Source organism: Caproicibacter fermentans (genome assembly GCF_009746625.1).
In the GTDB taxonomy this organism is placed as follows: domain Bacteria; phylum Bacillota; class Clostridia; order Oscillospirales; family Acutalibacteraceae; genus Caproicibacter; species Caproicibacter fermentans.
Window position 1 is genome coordinate 1 of sequence record NZ_VWXL01000061.1, and the last position, 16,422, is coordinate 16,422.

Sequence of the window (16,422 nt, forward strand, 5' to 3'; positions counted from 1 at the left end):
TTGTGCATGGGCTACAACTTGAACAAGCTCTGTGCGAAATGCAACACAGGAAGGCTAAAAACACATTTGTTTTGCCTTCAAAAAGAGTAGATTCCAGAAAAACAGAAAATGATTGATTTTTCAGCTTTGCTTTACGGCGGAGCTTAGCATTGCTATTCCTATTTCGACGATTTGTCTCGCAAAGTTTTCAACAAAAGCTTCGTATTTAGATCACTTTTCAACATAAAGGGGGTGTTGCAAAATTTTCATTTTGCAACACCCCCTTTGGTTACCTTTTCTCGCAGCTCCCGCCGTTGTCTCCGGAAATATCGCTGACCTTTGGCGGGAAAAAGTCTTCGGCCGGGAATTCAATGCGGCGGAACATTTCACGCGGACTGTCTGATGTAGGCTGGCATTCCTGCTCCGGGATGCAGAATTCGTAGGAAGGAATCAGCAGCGGGACGTCACGGACCAGCTGAACGATGGTGAAAAGACCGATCGTAGCGTAAATGGCGTGGCTGCATCCATAATCAAATTCCGCTCCGTACAGCTCGCTGATGCTGTCGGGAATGCCGCTGCAAATGTCGCAGCCCTGCGGCGGACGGTCGCAGATTTTCGCGGAAAGTCCGATCGGTTCGGATACCCGGCAGACGGCTTTCGGCAGAACTTTTCCTGTGGTTAATTCTACGTCCGGGTCGGCGCTGCAGCCGGAAACAAATGTTTTAACATTTCCGTCGCTGCCGAACAGAATTACTCGCTTGTTCGCAAGGCACACGCCGTGCAGCACGTTCGGGCAGGCAGATTGCGGCAGGAATACATCCAGACAGACATCAAAGAAGAAATTCATGTCTACGGCATAGAATCCCTGGTTGAACGGTACGGGCTCCAGATGCAGAAATACCTTGATGACTTCAGCGCTCCTGATTCTCACGCTGCAGGCGTGTTCAATCAATTCGTGCTTATCAGGGGTGAAAAAGACCCTCATGTCTTCCAGGTATTCCTTTGAACGGGAATGTTCAGGATATCTGCAGTATACTCTCAAGACGGTCAGCTTTACAAAATATCCTTCCAGTGAATCAGAATCTCAAACTGATTCGGCTTCCAGTCTTTTGCTTTGTAATATTCGATCCGATCAATCAGCGCCTTTAGAAGGCGGTTTTGTCCTTCAGGAGGCAAATCGCGGTAAAGCTCGTAAATTGTTGCCGGGGGCTTCAGGTCTTTCTTTTTCTGTTCGCTCACATTGACTTTTTTACAGATTTCCAGCTTCGCTCGTTCCAACTCATTCAGGCGCCGGTTCAAGATTTCCACGCGTTCCCGGTATTTTGAAGGCGGGTATATTCCCTGCTCCACAAGGTCGCTCAGCCGGTCCAGCTGCCGCCGGGTGACGGCCAGCCGCTTTTCAATAGAATTCCGGTCCCGGAGCAGCTGGGACTGCCCTGTCTGGTTTGGGACCGGCTCGGCTTTCAAGCGGAAACCCGAATAAAGCGCCCTCAGCTGTGACAGCACCGCGGCCTCGACCAGCGCAAGGGCGGAGGACCGCACACAATTTCTGGTCGGACAGATCAGCTGGGCGGATTCCTTTTCCCTGCCGGGGCGTCTTTGCATGGTTTTGCCGCAGATTCTGCATTTGACCAGACCCGCAAGCGGATTTTCCATGCTGCCTGCGCCGTAGGGGGGATGCCCGCGCCCGGAAAGGATTTGCTGCGCGCGGTCAAAAGTATCGGAATCAATAATCGCCGGGTGCTTACCGTTTACCACCTTCCAATGCGACCTTGGATTGCTGACGACCCGTCCTTTCGGATTTTGCCGACTGCCCTTTTCCGTAATCCGAGTCTGATTCCAAGCGGTTTTTCCTGTGTAAACAGGATTCCGCAGAATTTTGCGGATACTCGTCCGGCTGAACCGCTCCGAACGCCGGGGCTTTGCGCCAAGCGTGCTGACCGTGTCCGCAATGCTCTGGCAGCCCATGCCCTCCTGAACATAAAGACGGAAGATCATTTTTACAAACTCCGCTTCCTCCTGCTGGATGGAAAGCGTCGGACGGCGTCCGTCCATTTTTTTCCGGTAGCCGTAGGGCGCGTTCGCAAGGTAATTTCCGTCATGAAGTGACTTCATAACACCGTCCTGCAGACGATGAACAATATTTCTTAGTTCGTATTTTGCTATGATCGATTCAAAATCCGAGATTTCCTCGTCCGTCTCATCGTTCAGGTCAATGGTTTTCCTCATCGTGACAATCAGCGTGTGATGGCGTTTCAATGTGGAATGAACATAACCGACGTCTTCAAAATTGCCGCGGCTCAGCCGGTCGATATCCTTGCACAGAACCGCGTCGTACACTCCGCTTTTTATATCTTCCAGGAGCTTTAAAATCTGTGGCCTTGCCGCAAGGCTTTCTCCGGACACGACCTCTTCATAAATTCCGCCCACCACCCAGTTTTTCTGTGCCGCATAATCCAGCAGAATCTCCTTTTGGCGCTGCAGGGTTTCCTCCTCCGTATCCTTTGGATGGTCCGGCCTGGATTTCCGGACGTAAATCGCGACTGTCATAAATTCCCTCCCATTCCAGTATAAAGTTATCGGCGGAGCTCGTGTTTTATGAATCCGCCGTGCGAAATTCGTGTCAGGTTTCCGGCAGCTTGCCGGATGAAGGCATTTTTGCGGAACCAAAGAGAGGGGTGGGGGAGATGGGTCAGGCCACATTTTCACGGGAAGCCGTATCCGGTCTTGACAGCAATCCATGGGAGGGAGTTTCTGTGGATTTTGTTATGGATAAAGGATTTCAGAACGGAGAATCGCCGCGGTCGGGAGCGGTTTTGGAAGATAAAAATAAGCAGGATCGGCTTCAGGATATCCTGGCTGATCTGGTCGGCACGATCGCGGGAGACCCTGTACAAATTACATTGATCAAAATTTGAAATATATGTATTTTACTGATTTATCCATCGGATACCTTTTTATGGCATTGACCTTTTAGAAAAATGCGATATAATTATGTTTATCGATTTCGTGAATCGGAGCAAAAATTCATGCGGTTATATCTGGATAACGGGGATATGAACCGCAAATGGGAGAAAGACATGGGCGTTTTTAAAGAGAGCAATGTGACGATTGGTCAGGTGGCGGCTGCCGCCGGAGTCTCCAAAACAACAATTTCCCGATATCTGAATGGTAAGTTTGATTATATGTCCAAAGAAACAAGAAAGCGAATTCAGAGTGTCATTGAACAAATGAATTATCACCCAAGCAATATTGCGCGCAGCCTGAAATCCCAGAACAGCAGGGCAATCGGCTGTGTCATCGCGGATATCAGCAGCCCGTTTTCCTCCATATTACTAAAGGGAATCAACGATATCTGCAATGCGAGCGGATATCAGGTTCTGTTTTCCAATATTGACAACCAGCCGGACAAAGAACTGAAATCGGTTCAGGAGCTGCTGAACAACCGGGTGGACGGTTTGATTATCAACACGACGGGCCAGAACGACGATGTACTGACCGAGTTGAGCGGCCGCGGGATTCCGATCGTTCTGGCGGACCGCTGCATCGCTGAAAAGAATGTTCTGGATACCGTTACGACGGAGAATTATCATGTCACCTATTCCTGCATTCGTCACCTGTATGAAGAGGGCTTTCAAAAAGTGGCGTTTTTTACACAGGGCAATCGAAGAATCAGCCCCCGCGTCATTCGCTATGAAGCGTACCTGAATGCGATGAAAGAAATTTTTCAGTTGGACGGCAGCCGGACTTTTTACCGATTTGAAGAAAATGATGCGGAGGACTGCGCTTCTCAGCTCACCCGCTTTACGGAGCAGTTCCCAGAGGAGAGGCTCGCCGTTTTCTGCGTAAACGGCGTCACCATGCTGAATGTGCTTCACGCAATGCAGCGGCATGGTTTTTTGATTACGGAACGCTTTGGAATTTGCGGATTCGACGACTGGGGATGGGCTTCTCTGATCCCGCCCGGAATCACGACCATTACCCAGGATTCCTATGCCGTCGGCGTACAGGCGGCGAAGATTATGCTAAAAAGGATTCACGAAAAGAAAAGGGCCGCTCCGGTTTACATAGAGCTGCCCAATCGGCTTTGCATCCGCGGTTCAACGGATCTACAGGCCGCTAAAAAATTTGTGCTCTAAAATAAATCGGAGCAGCGCCCGGATTTTTGATCCGGGCGCTGCTCCATGGATTTCCGGTATACAACCCGCGCATTGCTGTGAACTGCAGGAATCATACACCCGGGCCGCGTCGATGCAAACGGCTTCTTTTATATTTCCCGTGCCTTGTCTGTTCGTATTATTCTGCGCGTTCTGTGTTGCTACAACAGCTTCCGTACTATTTTTATCCATAAAATCATCCTCCTAACACATATTGGAACCTTGTATCTCTATAACATTTTATGGTGGCAATTTCATTGTGTTACAGGAATTCTTTTGCGGATAATTGTTTTTGCAACAGCCTTTAACCGATAAATCCCGTATTGCCCTGATCCAGATTTTGAACGGCGTTTTGAATTCTGCTTTTGGCTTCCTCTCCGGTGGTGGAATCTTCCACATAACGGATGACGGACTTCTGGCGTTCATCGTCCAGCCTGCCGAACGTTTTCATCGCGTTCTGATGCTGGGCCAAAGACATCATCAGGCCGATCGGCATATCGGTCGCATCCGGATTTTTCTTTCCCATAAACAAACCTCCCGTTTGATTTTTGATTATTGTACGTCGATCGGGGCAGATCAATACGGCTTAAAAACAGCTAAAATCTGTCAGTTCCATCCCCCGGTCCATTCAAAAAAGTTGCATCGGGAATGATATTTTGTTATAATAAGCCGAATTGAATCTCAATGATTAAGAGTTGATTAAAATGGCAAAAGTTACATTAATCACATATACCCCTAATCCGGATCAAGTGGTGGCGCAGGCCGCCAGGCTCTGCTATTCTCCCGATTCCATCGAGGAAATTTCGGAGAACATGTCGCCCGAACAATCCGCCCGCATGGTGGACATGCTCGCGGGAATGGGGCATGACAGCCCCACGGAGCATGCGTCTTTCACATTCGGAATCGAAGGGGTTTCCCGCTCTTTTCTTGCACAGATTACCCGTCACAGGATCGCCTCCTACAGCGTGAGAAGTCAGCGCTATGTCAGCGAGGGGAATTTTGAATTTGTCATTCCTCCGGAAATCGACGCGATTCCGGAAGCGAGGCGGGAATTTCTCGAAGCGATGGAAGACGATCGCAGACGGTACGAAAAAATATCGGGACTGTTGATGCAAAAGCAGAAGCAGCGTCTTCTGGCGGCGGGAAAAACGGAAAAACAGGCGGAGTCCGCGGCACACAAGCTGGCGAATGAAGACGCCCGCTTCGTTTTGCCGAACGCCTGCGAAACAAAGATGATCTGCACGTTTGACGCGCGCTCCCTGAAAAATTTCTTTGCGCTGCGCTGCTGCAACCGCGCGCAGTGGGAAATCAGAGACGTGGCCGTGCAGATGCTCCGTCTTGCGCAAAAAGCGGCGCCGGCGCTTTTTCGCACGGCCGGCCCTTCGTGCGTGCGCGGTGCCTGCACCGAGGGGAAAATGACGTGCGGCAGAGCGCAGGAAATGCGGGAGTTCTTCTCTCACCTGGCGGATCCTCAATGAGCGGCCGCCTGATTACGATCGACGGGCTGGACGGAAGCGGAAAGGCAACCCAGACGGATTTGCTCTGCAGAGAACTGGAACGCCGGGGGGTCAGGTACCGCCGGGTGTCATTCCCTGATTATTCCGCACAGTCCTCCGCGCCCGTCAGAATGTATTTAAACGGGGAGTTCGGGGATCAGCCGGGGGATGTAAACGCTTATGCCGCTTCTACTTTTTTTGCGGTCGACCGTTTTGCCAGTTTTGCCCGCTGCTGGAAGAAGGATTACCTGGACGGGGGCCTGATTGTGGCGGACCGCTACACGACTTCCAATATGATTTATCAGCTTGCGAAGCTTCCGAAAGAAGAATGGGACGGGTTCCTGGACTGGATACAGGATCTTGAATATGAAAAACTGGCTTTACCCAGGCCCGATCTTACCGTTTATCTGGAACTCCCTACGGAGATTTCCCAAAAGCTTTTGGATCACCGGTATGAGGGCGGCAAGGGCAGAAAAGATATCCATGAACGCAATCTTGAGTTTCTTTCCGCCTGCAGGGAAAGCGCGGCCTACGCCGCCCGGCGCTTTTCCTGGAAAACTGTTTTCTGCGAAGAGGGAAAAGAGCTTAGGAAACGGGAAGAAATACACGAAGAAATTTTAAAACTTATCTTGGAGGAACTTCATGTTGGAATTTAACTTTCCTGAGTTGTCGGACAGAGACTGGCTTGCACCGAAACTGTCCGCAAGCGGGAAGCTGGGCAGCGAATGGGCCTTCGGCACGCTGTTTATCTGGAAAAACACTTATTATTCCAAGGTGTGCCGTCTGGGGGAGAGCACGCTGTTTTGCTTCAGCGGCCCATTGCACACTTATAATATGCCGCTGTGCGAAAAAAGCCGTCTGCCGGAAATGATGGAACTGATGATGGCCGACGCGGCCGAAAAGAGGATTCCTTTTCAGCTCTGGGGGGCGACGAAGGAGCAGACCGAGGAACTGGAACAGCTTTTTCCCGGCAGGTTCCGCTTTGACCTGGACCGGAACAGCTCCGATTATATTTACAGGTCGGAGGATCTGATTGCTCTGTCCGGACGGAAATTTCACGGAAAGCGCAATCATATTTCCCAGTTTGAACGAAAATACGACTGGAGCTATGAGGACCTCATCCGCGAGAATCTGGAGGACTGCCGTCTGGTCGCAAAGCAATGGTGCAAGGAGCACGGCGGGTGCAAGGACAAGAAGGGGTTTGCCAGCGAGCCCTGTGCGATAGACCGCGCGCTGAATCACTTTGACGAGCTTCACCTTGCCGGCGGAATGATCCGCGTGGAAGGAAAACCCGTCGCTTTTACCATCGGAGAAGAAATCAATCCGAAAGCTTATCTTCTTCATTTTGAGAAGGCGCTGGACGGCTACGACGGGCTGTATGCCGTCATCAACCATGAATATGCCGCAAAACACCTGGAAGGTTACGAACTCATTAACCGGGAAGAGGACATGGGCATCGAAGGACTGCGCAAAGCGAAGCTGTCTTATCACCCGGCTCTTCTGCTGGAACGGTACCGGGTAACCCTCGCGGACAAAAACGGAGATGCTGAAAAGTGATCGGACTGGCCGGATGGGAGATGCGGGGAGAGCTTGCCGAACTTTGGCAGGCCTGTTTTCATGAACCCAAACGCTTTCCGGACTATTTCCTGAATAATTACTTCCGTCCGAAGGACTGCCTGGTGTACCGGGTGTCCGGAAGAATTGCCGCCGCGGTTTATCTGCTTCCCGCAGAGATCGTACGGGAAAACGGGACCGCGCAGGCCCATTATATTTTTGCGGCCGGAACACAGCCGCGCTTTCGCTCCCGAGGATATATGGCGTCTCTTCTGGCTTATGCCGCCATTTACGGCGCCAGGCGGGGGGACAGGTATTCTGCGGTTCTTCCGGCCGACCAGCCGCTTTATTCATATTATGAACGAAACGGATATTTTGACTATTATAAAATCCGCTCCGTCGCCGTTTCACGCAGCCGCTTGGAACAGCTGGCGCCGGTCCTTCCCTCCGGCAGAATTCTTGCTCCGTCCTCGGAGCTGAACAGCCTTCGGGGTTCGGTCCTATCCCGGTATGGGGGATCCGTGCTGTGGAGCAACGAGCGGTTCCATTTTACGGTTGGATTTGGTTCGGTTTATGGGGACGGCCTGGTTTGCTCCGGGCCCGGCGGAAACCGGTCCTATGCAATCTGCAGAAGAGTCAATGAGAAATTATGCTCCGTCCGCGAGGCAATGACGGCGCCCAAGGGCTTGCCGGGCCTTGCGGCGGCAATCTTAAAACGGTATCCGGCTGAAACCTACGAGTTTCGTCTGCCCGCGGGAGAAGGGCTGTTCCCCGGGGAGGGAACGGAAGAACGGTGCGGAATGCTTCGCCCAATCGGAGGTACCCCGGCGGAAAAGCCCGGAGTTCCGGCCCCGTACCTGGGGCTTGCGCTGGATTGAGCAGCTTTGATAAGGAGGAGATTTTATGGTTTATTTATTTCTGGCACAGGGATTTGAAGAAGTTGAAGCGATCACCCCGCTGGATCTGCTGCGCAGAGCCGGCGCGGAAGTCAAAACGGTAGGGATCGGGGGGCGACGTGTGACGGGCTCTCATGGCGTTGAAGTGACCGCGGACCTGGAAGAAGGGCAGATTGATCTCCAGAGTGTGGAAATGGTGATCCTTCCGGGAGGAATGCCCGGAACGAAAAATCTTGAGGATTCGCCGATTGTGCGGGCGAGTATCGGATATTGCGCGCAGAACGGAAAAAAGATCGCCGCGATCTGCGCCGCCCCTTCGATTCTGGGACATATGGATTTGCTTTCCGGACATGCGGCGGTCTGTTTTCCCGGGTATGAAAAAGACCTGACGGGCGCCGAAGTGAAATCCGATCCGGTCTGCGTCAGCGGCAACGTCATTACGGCGCGCGGCGCCGGTGTTGCGCTGCCCTTCGGCCTGAAGCTTGTGGAGGAATTGTTCGGCGCGCAAAAGTCGGAAGAAATCAGAGAAAAGGTTCAGTGTGTGTGAAAAACATTAAAGAAATCAAGAAGAATCTTCGCGCACAGTTCCGGCAGTACAGGGAACGGATGAATCCGGAAAAAAAGTCGAAGTACGACGCCGCGATTCTTGACCGGTTCCTCTCTCTCAGGGAATATGAAAGCGCGCGGACTGTTTTCACCTATGTCAGCAAACCGATTGAGGTGGATACAACCGAATTAATCCGGTCCGTGCTTGCACTCGAACGCGAGGTGGCGGTTCCGCTCTGCCTGCCGGAAACGTGCGGAATGCAATTTTATAAAATAAGTTCTTTGGAAGAATTGATCATCGGTACCTATGGGGTTCTGGAACCCGACCCGGAGAGAAACGCGCCGGTTCAAGGCAGCGAAAACAGTATCTGCATTGTACCAGGACTCAGTTTTGATTCACAGGGATATCGTCTGGGTTACGGCAAAGGTTATTACGATCGGTTTCTTTCCGACTTTAAGGGATTAACCGTCGGTCTGTGTTATACCGGATGCCTGAAATGGAATCTTCCGCACGGGTATTACGACAAACCGGTGGATATCTTGATCACTGAAAAATATATCCGCAGAATATCGGCCAAAAAAGCCTGATTGGGGAACGGAGGACGGGTATGAACGATGATGAGCGGCGGGCTGAACGCGCGCACAGGGAAAGAGTTGACAATTTCAGCCTGCAGATTCATAAGGATCCGGAGGAACTGCCCGGGCAGGAAATTTACAGCCGCGGCTCCGACGCCGTGCCTGATTCCGATTCCGTAATCAGCAGTTTCAGCGAGGGCCGGGAAAACGGGAGGGAAAGCGCTGTGGCTGAACAAAGGACAATGGAACTCCACCGGCTGCGCAATCGGGAAAAGGGAAGAAAAAACAAGCGCTTTTTCCGGCTCGTCTGGTTTGTGATGGTGCTGTTTGTTTCTCTTTTGCTAGCGCGCTATCTGGTGGTCGGCGTGAATGATATGCTGGCGGTTGGCAGGGACAGCCTTAACGTAACGGTTGATATTCCCCAGAAGGCAACCGACAAGCAGGTGGCGCAGATCCTGTATCAGGACGGAGTAATCCGCGACAAAAATTTCTTTCTGCTGTATGCAAAACTGACCAAAGCCCCGAAACAGTTCGGCGGCGGCAGCTTTCAGGTAAGCACAAATATGGATTATGAAGCTCTGATCAATTCCATCCAGTCCAATGCGAACCGGGTGGATACCGTAAAGCTGACATTCCGGGAGGGCATGAATGCTCCGGAGATTGCCGCGCTGCTGCAAAGCAACGGGGTGTGCTCCGCAAAGGATGCTGAAACGGTTTTCAACAGCGGGAGCCAGAATAAAAATTACGATATGCTGCAACAGATCACAAACGCCTCCGAACGCTATTATCAGCTGGAGGGTTATCTGTTCCCGGATACGTATGAATTTTATAAAAACGAGGATCCCGATCAGGCGGTCGCAAAGCTTGTCGCTAACTGCAACCGAAAGCTGACAAAACAAATCAGGCAGAAAGCCGAAGACAGCGGCATGACACTGGACCAGATGCTGGCGCTTGCCTCCATGATACAGGCGGAAGCCGCCGACAAAAACGATATGTATCAGGTATCCAGCGTGTTTCACAACCGTCTGAGCAGTAAAAAGCCCGAGTTGCTGCATCTGGATTCCGACCCGACGACCTATTACCCTTACAGAAAGCTGTCTCTGGTTCCCGAAAATATCCGCGACACCTACAAGAGCCGTTACGATACCTATACCGTCGAAGGGCTTCCGCCGGGACCGATCTGCAATCCCGGGATGGATGCGATCGACGCGGCGCTGAATCCAGCTTCCACGAACTATTATTATTTCTGCCACGACGCAAACGGAAAAGCCTACTATGCTAAAACAGCCAGCGGGCATCAGGCGAACCTGAAGAAAGCCGGTTTGAGATGACGACTCGGGAAATGCCAAGGCCGGAACTCCTCGCCCCCGCAGGAGACCGGGAACGTCTGGAAGCGGCGGTGCTGTTCGGCGCGGACGCGGTTTATCTTGCCGGCAGGGAATTCGGGATGCGGACCGCCTCCCCGAATTTCGGCGGGGAGGAGCTTGTTTCGGCGGTTCGGTTTGCACACAAAGCGGGTGTGAAAGTTTACCTGACGTGCAACACCATCGCACACAATGAGGAACTGAAAAGGCTGCCGGACTTTTTCAGGCAGGCCGCCGGCGCGGGAGCGGACGCGCTGATCGTGGCGGATCTCGGCGTGCTCCGGCTGGCGCAGCAATATGCTCCGGGCGTTCCGGTTCACATTTCCACGCAGGCCGGGGTCGTCAACAGTGAGGCGGCGCGCGCGTTTTATGAGCTTGGCGCGCGCCGGGTCGTTTTGGCACGCGAGCTGAGTCTGGATGAAATCGCGGAAATCCGCGCAAACGTCCCTCAGGACCTGGAACTGGAGGCTTTTGTACACGGTTCCATGTGCGTTTCTTTTTCCGGGCGGTGCCTGCTTTCCAGCTATCTGACCGGACGGGACGCAAACCGCGGCGACTGCGCGCAGCCCTGCCGATGGAAATACGCGCTCACGGAAGAAAAGCGGCCGGGGCAGTATTTTCCCATTTCAGAAGATGAAAACGGTACTTATATTCTCAATTCCAGGGATATGAATCTGATCGAACATATTCCGGAGCTGGCCGCAGCGGGAATCAGCTCGCTCAAGATTGAAGGACGGGCAAAATCCGCTTATTACGCGGCGGTCGTCACGAACGCCTACCGACATGCAATCGATTATTCTCTTCAGAATCCGGAACTGGAACTGCCCGTATGGGTTCCGCAGGAGCTGGAAAAAGTGAGCCACCGCGCTTACAGCACCGGTTTTTATTTCGGCGGCGAACCCGGTCAGGTTTTGGAAAACGGAGGTTATGTGCGCAGCTATGAGGTTATCGCGGTCTGCACGGGGCGGGCCGGGTCCCGCACCGTTCTGTCCCAGCGGAATCGCTTTTTCCGCGGCGATGTGGCGGACGTGCTGGAGCCGGGCGGCGGGGAACCGTACCTTCTTAGGCTGGACGGCATTTTCGACGACTCGGGCGAACCGATTCAAACCGCGAACCACGCCGCGATGACCGTTTTGCTGGAAACGGACCGCGAGATTCCGGTCGGTTCGATTTTACGAAGAAAAATGAAGCATGATTAAAAATCCCACCCGTTGGCAAAGATAGCCTTTACGGGGGGATTTTTTCATGAGTAAACGAGCCGCCACTTTTTTCTGTGTGTTTATGCTGGGGATGTTTCTGACCATTTTGATGGTATACCGGATTTCCAACGGAACGGAGCTTGCCCAGACGGCGGAGAAGCAATCCAGCTATAAACTGACGGTTGCCTCAACGAGAGGAACCGTCTATGACTGTAACCTTTCCGCTTTAACAGGCGCCGAAAAGGAATATGTCGCCGCCGTTGTGCCGGGCATTGAAACGACCGCCGCGCTCAGCCGGGTTCTGCCCGCCGAACGAATGGAAAGCCTTTATGAAACGCTGAGCGAGGGCCGCCCGTTTACGCTGAAACTCCCCTCAAAAGTCGAACAGGATGGAATCGATGTTTTTGCCATTCAGAACCGGTACCCGGATTCCGGAATAGCCGTTCATATTCTGGGGTATCTGGACGGGTCCGGAAAAGGTGCTGCGGGAATCGAAAAAGCCTATGATTCCCTGCTTGGCGGGAATCAGGGCAGAATCACCGTAACGTACAAGGTCGACGCGCTTAACCACGTTCTGGCCGGAGAGAAGAAACAGATCAGCGACACGTCCGACTTTGGAAAAAGCGGCGTGGTTCTGACGCTTGACAAATACATTCAAACAGTCGCCGAGCAGGCCGCCGACCGGTACCTGACCAAGGGAGCGATCGTGATCCTGGAAGTGCCATCGGGAAAAATCCGCGCGATGGTCAGCCGCCCTTCCTATAATCAAAACGATGTTGCATCCGTTCTCAAGGCAAAAAACTCACCGCTTTTAAACCGCGCGGTTTCGTCGTACAGCGTCGGTTCCGTGTTTAAGCTGGCGGCCGCGGCGGCGGCGCTGGAGTATGGAATATCACCGGACTACACCTATACCTGCACCGGCGGGATCGACGTGGACGGCGGAATTTTTCACTGCTATAATTCGGAAAGCCACGGAAAACAGAACATGAAACAGGCAGTTGCGAATTCCTGCAATACGTATTTTGTAAATCTGATGCGGCAGGTCCCTCAGGAAAATTTCCTGAACATGGTCCGCTCCCTGGGGTTCGGCCAGTCGTTTGAGCTTGCGCCGGGCCTTTCTTCCGACGCCGGGGCGCTTCCGACCCTGAAAAGCCTGGGTGTGCCCCGGGCTCTTGCCAATTTTTCGTTCGGGCAGGGGGAACTCACGGCCACACCGCTGCAGGTTGCCGCCATGACAAATACAATTGCTTCAGACGGCGTGTTCGTCCGCCCTACTCTGTACGAGGGAACGGTCAACGGACAGCTGGAATACACAGGCCGCGCACAGCTGCAGCAGGGAACCCGCGTAATTACCGAAAAGAACGCCGGGCTCCTGCGGGAATTCATGCAGGCATCCATTGAAGGAGGGACCAGCCGGGAGGGGAAACCGGACCGGGGCGGGGCCGGAGCAAAAACGGCGACGGCTCAGACCGGAAAGTATGTCGACGGAACGGAGCTGGTGGAATCCTGGTTTACAGGCTTTTTTCCATATGACGAACCCAGGTACGTTGTCACTATTTTTGAGGAAGGAGGGGACGGCGGCGGCCGGACCTGCGGCCCGGCTTTCAAGGAAATCGCGGACGAGCTGTATCAGGTGATCGGCTGAACGGAAAAACGGGTGAGACTGATTGACAAGCTCAGTAAAACGGATTATAATCAAAAAGTATTTAAAGGATAGGTTACAGGCGACGAAGGGCAGAAAACGCGAATCGGTCCGAATCAGAGAGGGGATCCACGGCTGAAAGATTCCCGCGGAAACGGTTGTGTTCAGCCGGCCCGGAGCCCCGCGGCGAAGAGCGGCGGCGTATCCCCGCGTTAAGGGATGAACGAGAGGCGTCCGCTGTTGGGCGCAATTTGGGTGGTACCACGGATTTTTCCGTCCCATAGGGGACGGGGAAGTCTATTTTTTTGTGATTCGGCCGATTTTAATACGGATTGGAGATTCTGAAGGAAATGAAATGGACGGGACTGAACGAGCTGAGGGAGATCTATCTCTCCTACTTTGAGTCAAAAGGGCATCTGCGCCTTCCCAGCTTTCCGCTGATTCCAAAGGACGACAACAGCCTTTTACTGATCAACTCCGGTATGGCGCCGATGAAGAAGTACTTCACCGGCGAGGTGACGCCTCCGCGCAAGCGAGTGACGACCTGTCAGAAGTGCATCCGCACCGGCGATATTGAAAATGTCGGCATTACGGCTCGCCATGGAACATTTTTTGAAATGCTGGGGAATTTCTCATTCGGCGACTATTTTAAGCACGAGGCGATTCCGTGGGCGTGGGAATTCTGCACGAAGGTGCTGGAGCTGCCGGTCGACAAGCTTTGGGTGACGATTTATCTGGACGACGACGAGGCGCACGACATCTGGGTGAACGAAGTGGGGATCGACCCGAAGCACATCGTCCGGCTCGGCAAGGAGGACAATTTCTGGGAGCACGGTTCCGGTCCGTGCGGCCCCTGCTCCGAAATTTATTTCGACCGCGGCGAGCAGTACAGCTGCGGCAAGCCGACCTGCGGCGTCGGCTGCGACTGCGACCGCTATGTTGAATTCTGGAACGTCGTGTTTTCTCAGTTCGACAGCGACGGCAAGGGGAATTATCCGCCGATGGAGCATCCGAACATCGACACCGGCATGGGGCTGGATAGACTTGCCTGCATCATGCAGGGGGTGGACAACCTGTTCCTGGTCGACACGGTTCAGAACATTATGAAGCACATTTCTAAAATTACCGGGGTAGACTACGGTGACAGCCCGAAGTCGGACATTTCGCTGCGCGTGATTACCGACCATGTCCGCAGCACCGTATTCATGATCGGGGACGGCGTCATGCCGTCGAACGAAGGGCGCGGCTATGTCCTTCGCCGGTTGCTTCGCCGGGCCGCGCGCCACGGTCGTCTGCTCGGTGTTCACGATACGTTCCTTTGGCGGGTGGCGGATACCGTCATCACGGAAAACCGAGGCGCTTACCCGGAACTGGCGGAAAAGCGCGACATGATCGTAAAGTTAATGCGGGTCGAGGAAGAGAGCTTCTCCAAAACCGTCGATCAGGGTCTTTCCCTGGTGAACGGGTATCTTGACGACACGGTCAAGGCCGGCGGCAAGGTTTTTTCCGGCGCGGAGGCATTTCTGCTCAGCGATACCTACGGCTTTCCAATCGACCTGACCAAGGAAATCGCGGCGGAGCGCGGCCTGTCCGTGGATGAAGAAGAATTTGCCCGCCTGATGAAAGAACAGAAGGAGCGCGCCCGCGCGGCGCGCAAAAATGCAGGCGCGGACGCCTGGGCCGGGGAGAACGACCAGCTTGAAGGAATTCCGGAAACCGATTTCGTCGGTTATGGAACCATGAAAACCGAAGGCCGGGTGCTCGCGATTCTGAAGGACGGCTTGCGCTGTGAAAGCGCGACGGCCGGAGATGAGGTTACCGTGGTGCTGGATCGGACCGCGTTTTACGCCGAAAGCGGCGGCCAGGTGGGCGACACCGGCGTTATGGAATCCGACGGAGCAGTTCTGGCTGTGACCGGAACCACAAAAAATCATGCGAAAAATTATTTGCATCATGCAGCCGTCAAAGCAGGGGAGCTTCGCGCGGGCGACGCGGTGAAAGCCGAGGTAGACGCGTCGCGAAGGCTTGCGATTATGCGCAACCATACGTCGGCGCATTTGCTGCAGGCGGCCCTGCGAAGCGTTCTCGGCACGCATGTGGAGCAGGCGGGCCAGCTGGTCGACGAGCACCGCGTACGGTTTGACTTTACGCACTTTTCCGCTTTGACCGGCGAGGAACTGAAAAAGGTGGAAAACCTGGTGAATGCCGAAATCCTGAGCGGCCTTTCGGTGGAATGCCGTGAAATGCCGATTGAGGAAGCGAAAAAGCTTGGCGCCATGGCTTTGTTCGGAGAAAAATACGGCAGCGTTGTGCGCGTTGTTTCGGCAGGGGATTTTTCCAGCGAGTTCTGCGGCGGTACCCACACGGATAATACCGCGAAGATCGGCTTGTTCAAAATTGTGTCGGAAAGCAGCGTCGCGGCGGGCGTTCGCCGCGTCGAGGCTGTAACGGGCAATAATGTTCTTGCCTATCTGGATGAGCTTGCAGGGGAACTTCAGCAGGCGGCATCGGTGCTTAAAGTGAACAATCCTGCCGAGCTCGCGCAGAGAGCGGAGCAGATTTCGGCGGAGCTGAAAGAAAAGGACCGCGAGCTGGAGTCTCTGAACGGCAGGCTGGCGTCCATGCGCATGGAGAGCCTGTTCGCCGGGGCCAAACAGGTCGGCGGAGTCCGCCTGATCGCGGCAAAACTGGACGGGGCGGATGCGGAAGTCCTCCGCATGATGTGTGACCGCGTCAAAGAGCATGCGCCGGATCTGGTCGCCGTGTTGGCGGGAGTTCAGGACGGCAAGGCTAATATCGCGGTCGCCTGCGCGCAGGAAGCTTTGAAAAAAGGCGCCCACGCCGGCAAGATCGTGAAAGAAGTCGCCGCACTGGCCGGGGGCGGCGGCGGCGGACGCCCGGACAGCGCGATGGCGGGGACAAAGCATCCGGAAAAACTGGACGAGGCGATTTCCGCTGCGGAAAAAATTGTTGCCAATATGGTAAAATAAGTTTATAATAAATGTTCGGAGTC

The 16,422-nt window shown here is 53.7% G+C and carries 15 protein-coding genes; 12 read left to right on the plus strand and 3 right to left on the minus strand.

What is annotated here, in order from left to right; genetic code table 11:
• Window positions 1-268 precede the first annotated feature (268 nt).
• Window positions 269-964 (minus strand): hypothetical protein, encoded by a 696-nt coding sequence (locus CAFE_RS11595; RefSeq protein ID WP_233452793.1) that lies wholly within the window; start codon window positions 962-964, stop codon window positions 269-271.
• Window positions 965-1,032: 68 nt separating this feature from the next.
• Complete coding sequence (locus CAFE_RS11600) at window positions 1,033-2,529, minus strand: recombinase family protein (protein WP_166525121.1); 1,497 nt, start codon at window positions 2,527-2,529, stop codon at window positions 1,033-1,035.
• Window positions 2,530-2,666: 137 nt separating this feature from the next.
• Between CAFE_RS11600 and CAFE_RS11605 the strand changes: the two genes are divergently transcribed.
• Together CAFE_RS11605 and CAFE_RS11610 are read left to right on the plus strand one after the other, a co-directional pair.
• Window positions 2,667-2,897, plus strand: coding sequence for a hypothetical protein (locus CAFE_RS11605; RefSeq protein WP_166525122.1), 231 nt, complete (start codon window positions 2,667-2,669; stop codon window positions 2,895-2,897).
• Window positions 2,898-3,008: 111 nt separating this feature from the next.
• Window positions 3,009-4,118 carry a LacI family DNA-binding transcriptional regulator gene (locus CAFE_RS11610; protein WP_166525123.1) on the plus strand — a complete coding sequence of 370 codons (1,110 nt, stop codon included), beginning with the start codon at window positions 3,009-3,011 and terminating at the stop codon, window positions 4,116-4,118.
• 322 nt (window positions 4,119-4,440) lie between these two features.
• On the opposite strand, the gene CAFE_RS11615 is transcribed toward CAFE_RS11610, so the two are convergent.
• Window positions 4,441-4,662 carry a YdeI/OmpD-associated family protein gene (locus CAFE_RS11615; protein WP_156990736.1) on the minus strand — a complete coding sequence of 74 codons (222 nt, stop codon included), beginning with the start codon at window positions 4,660-4,662 and terminating at the stop codon, window positions 4,441-4,443.
• 178 nt (window positions 4,663-4,840) lie between these two features.
• Between CAFE_RS11615 and thyX the strand changes: the two genes are divergently transcribed.
• From thyX to alaS, 10 genes are all read left to right on the plus strand, one after another.
• Window positions 4,841-5,614, plus strand: a complete 774-nt coding sequence (gene thyX / locus CAFE_RS11620) for an FAD-dependent thymidylate synthase (protein WP_156990737.1) — start codon at window positions 4,841-4,843, stop codon at window positions 5,612-5,614.
• Window positions 5,611-6,288, plus strand: a complete 678-nt coding sequence (locus CAFE_RS11625) for a dTMP kinase (RefSeq protein ID WP_156990738.1) — start codon at window positions 5,611-5,613, stop codon at window positions 6,286-6,288. Before thyX ends, CAFE_RS11625 begins: the two co-directional genes overlap by 4 nt.
• Window positions 6,275-7,189 (plus strand): DUF2156 domain-containing protein, encoded by a 915-nt coding sequence (locus CAFE_RS11630; protein ID WP_066644700.1) that lies wholly within the window; start codon window positions 6,275-6,277, stop codon window positions 7,187-7,189. Before CAFE_RS11625 ends, CAFE_RS11630 begins: the two co-directional genes overlap by 14 nt.
• Window positions 7,186-8,064 carry a GNAT family N-acetyltransferase gene (locus CAFE_RS11635; protein WP_156990739.1) on the plus strand — a complete coding sequence of 293 codons (879 nt, stop codon included), beginning with the start codon at window positions 7,186-7,188 and terminating at the stop codon, window positions 8,062-8,064. Before CAFE_RS11630 ends, CAFE_RS11635 begins: the two co-directional genes overlap by 4 nt.
• Window positions 8,065-8,089: 25 nt before the next feature.
• Window positions 8,090-8,629, plus strand: a complete 540-nt coding sequence (locus CAFE_RS11640) for a DJ-1 family glyoxalase III (protein WP_066644702.1) — start codon at window positions 8,090-8,092, stop codon at window positions 8,627-8,629.
• The gene (locus CAFE_RS11645; RefSeq protein ID WP_228725091.1) at window positions 8,626-9,216 is read left to right on the plus strand and encodes a 5-formyltetrahydrofolate cyclo-ligase; all 591 of its coding nucleotides are present in this window, start codon (window positions 8,626-8,628) and stop codon (window positions 9,214-9,216) included. Before CAFE_RS11640 ends, CAFE_RS11645 begins: the two co-directional genes overlap by 4 nt.
• 20 nt (window positions 9,217-9,236) lie before the next feature.
• A complete protein-coding gene (gene mltG / locus CAFE_RS11650) occupies window positions 9,237-10,535 on the plus strand; it encodes an endolytic transglycosylase MltG (protein WP_066644706.1) in 1,299 nt (432 codons plus the stop codon).
• Window positions 10,532-11,767 carry a peptidase U32 family protein gene (locus CAFE_RS11655; protein WP_228725090.1) on the plus strand — a complete coding sequence of 412 codons (1,236 nt, stop codon included), beginning with the start codon at window positions 10,532-10,534 and terminating at the stop codon, window positions 11,765-11,767. The genes mltG and CAFE_RS11655 overlap by 4 nt, the downstream gene beginning before the upstream one ends.
• Window positions 11,768-11,813: 46 nt before the next feature.
• On the plus strand, window positions 11,814-13,412 hold the full coding sequence (locus CAFE_RS11660; protein ID WP_156990740.1) for a peptidoglycan D,D-transpeptidase FtsI family protein: 1,599 nt from the start codon (window positions 11,814-11,816) through the stop codon (window positions 13,410-13,412).
• A gap of 347 nt (window positions 13,413-13,759) precedes the next feature.
• Complete coding sequence (gene alaS / locus CAFE_RS11665; RefSeq protein ID WP_156990741.1) at window positions 13,760-16,399, plus strand: alanine--tRNA ligase; 2,640 nt, start codon at window positions 13,760-13,762, stop codon at window positions 16,397-16,399.
• Window positions 16,400-16,422: the final 23 nt, after the last annotated feature.

Coding starts and splice junctions, on each gene's coding strand:
- CAFE_RS11595 (WP_233452793.1), bottom strand. CDS start 964: ATGAGGGTCTTTTTCACCCCTGATAAGCACGAATTGATTGAACACGCC.
- CAFE_RS11600 (WP_166525121.1), bottom strand. CDS start 2,529: ATGACAGTCGCGATTTACGTCCGGAAATCCAGGCCGGACCATCCAAAG.
- CAFE_RS11605 (WP_166525122.1), top strand. CDS start 2,667: ATGGGTCAGGCCACATTTTCACGGGAAGCCGTATCCGGTCTTGACAGC.
- CAFE_RS11610 (WP_166525123.1), top strand. CDS start 3,009: ATGCGGTTATATCTGGATAACGGGGATATGAACCGCAAATGGGAGAAA.
- CAFE_RS11615 (WP_156990736.1), bottom strand. CDS start 4,662: ATGGGAAAGAAAAATCCGGATGCGACCGATATGCCGATCGGCCTGATG.
- thyX (WP_156990737.1), top strand. CDS start 4,841: ATGGCAAAAGTTACATTAATCACATATACCCCTAATCCGGATCAAGTG.
- CAFE_RS11625 (WP_156990738.1), top strand. CDS start 5,611: ATGAGCGGCCGCCTGATTACGATCGACGGGCTGGACGGAAGCGGAAAG.
- CAFE_RS11630 (WP_066644700.1), top strand. CDS start 6,275: ATGTTGGAATTTAACTTTCCTGAGTTGTCGGACAGAGACTGGCTTGCA.
- CAFE_RS11640 (WP_066644702.1), top strand. CDS start 8,090: ATGGTTTATTTATTTCTGGCACAGGGATTTGAAGAAGTTGAAGCGATC.
- mltG (WP_066644706.1), top strand. CDS start 9,237: ATGAACGATGATGAGCGGCGGGCTGAACGCGCGCACAGGGAAAGAGTT.
- CAFE_RS11655 (WP_228725090.1), top strand. CDS start 10,532: ATGACGACTCGGGAAATGCCAAGGCCGGAACTCCTCGCCCCCGCAGGA.
- CAFE_RS11660 (WP_156990740.1), top strand. CDS start 11,814: ATGAGTAAACGAGCCGCCACTTTTTTCTGTGTGTTTATGCTGGGGATG.
- alaS (WP_156990741.1), top strand. CDS start 13,760: ATGAAATGGACGGGACTGAACGAGCTGAGGGAGATCTATCTCTCCTAC.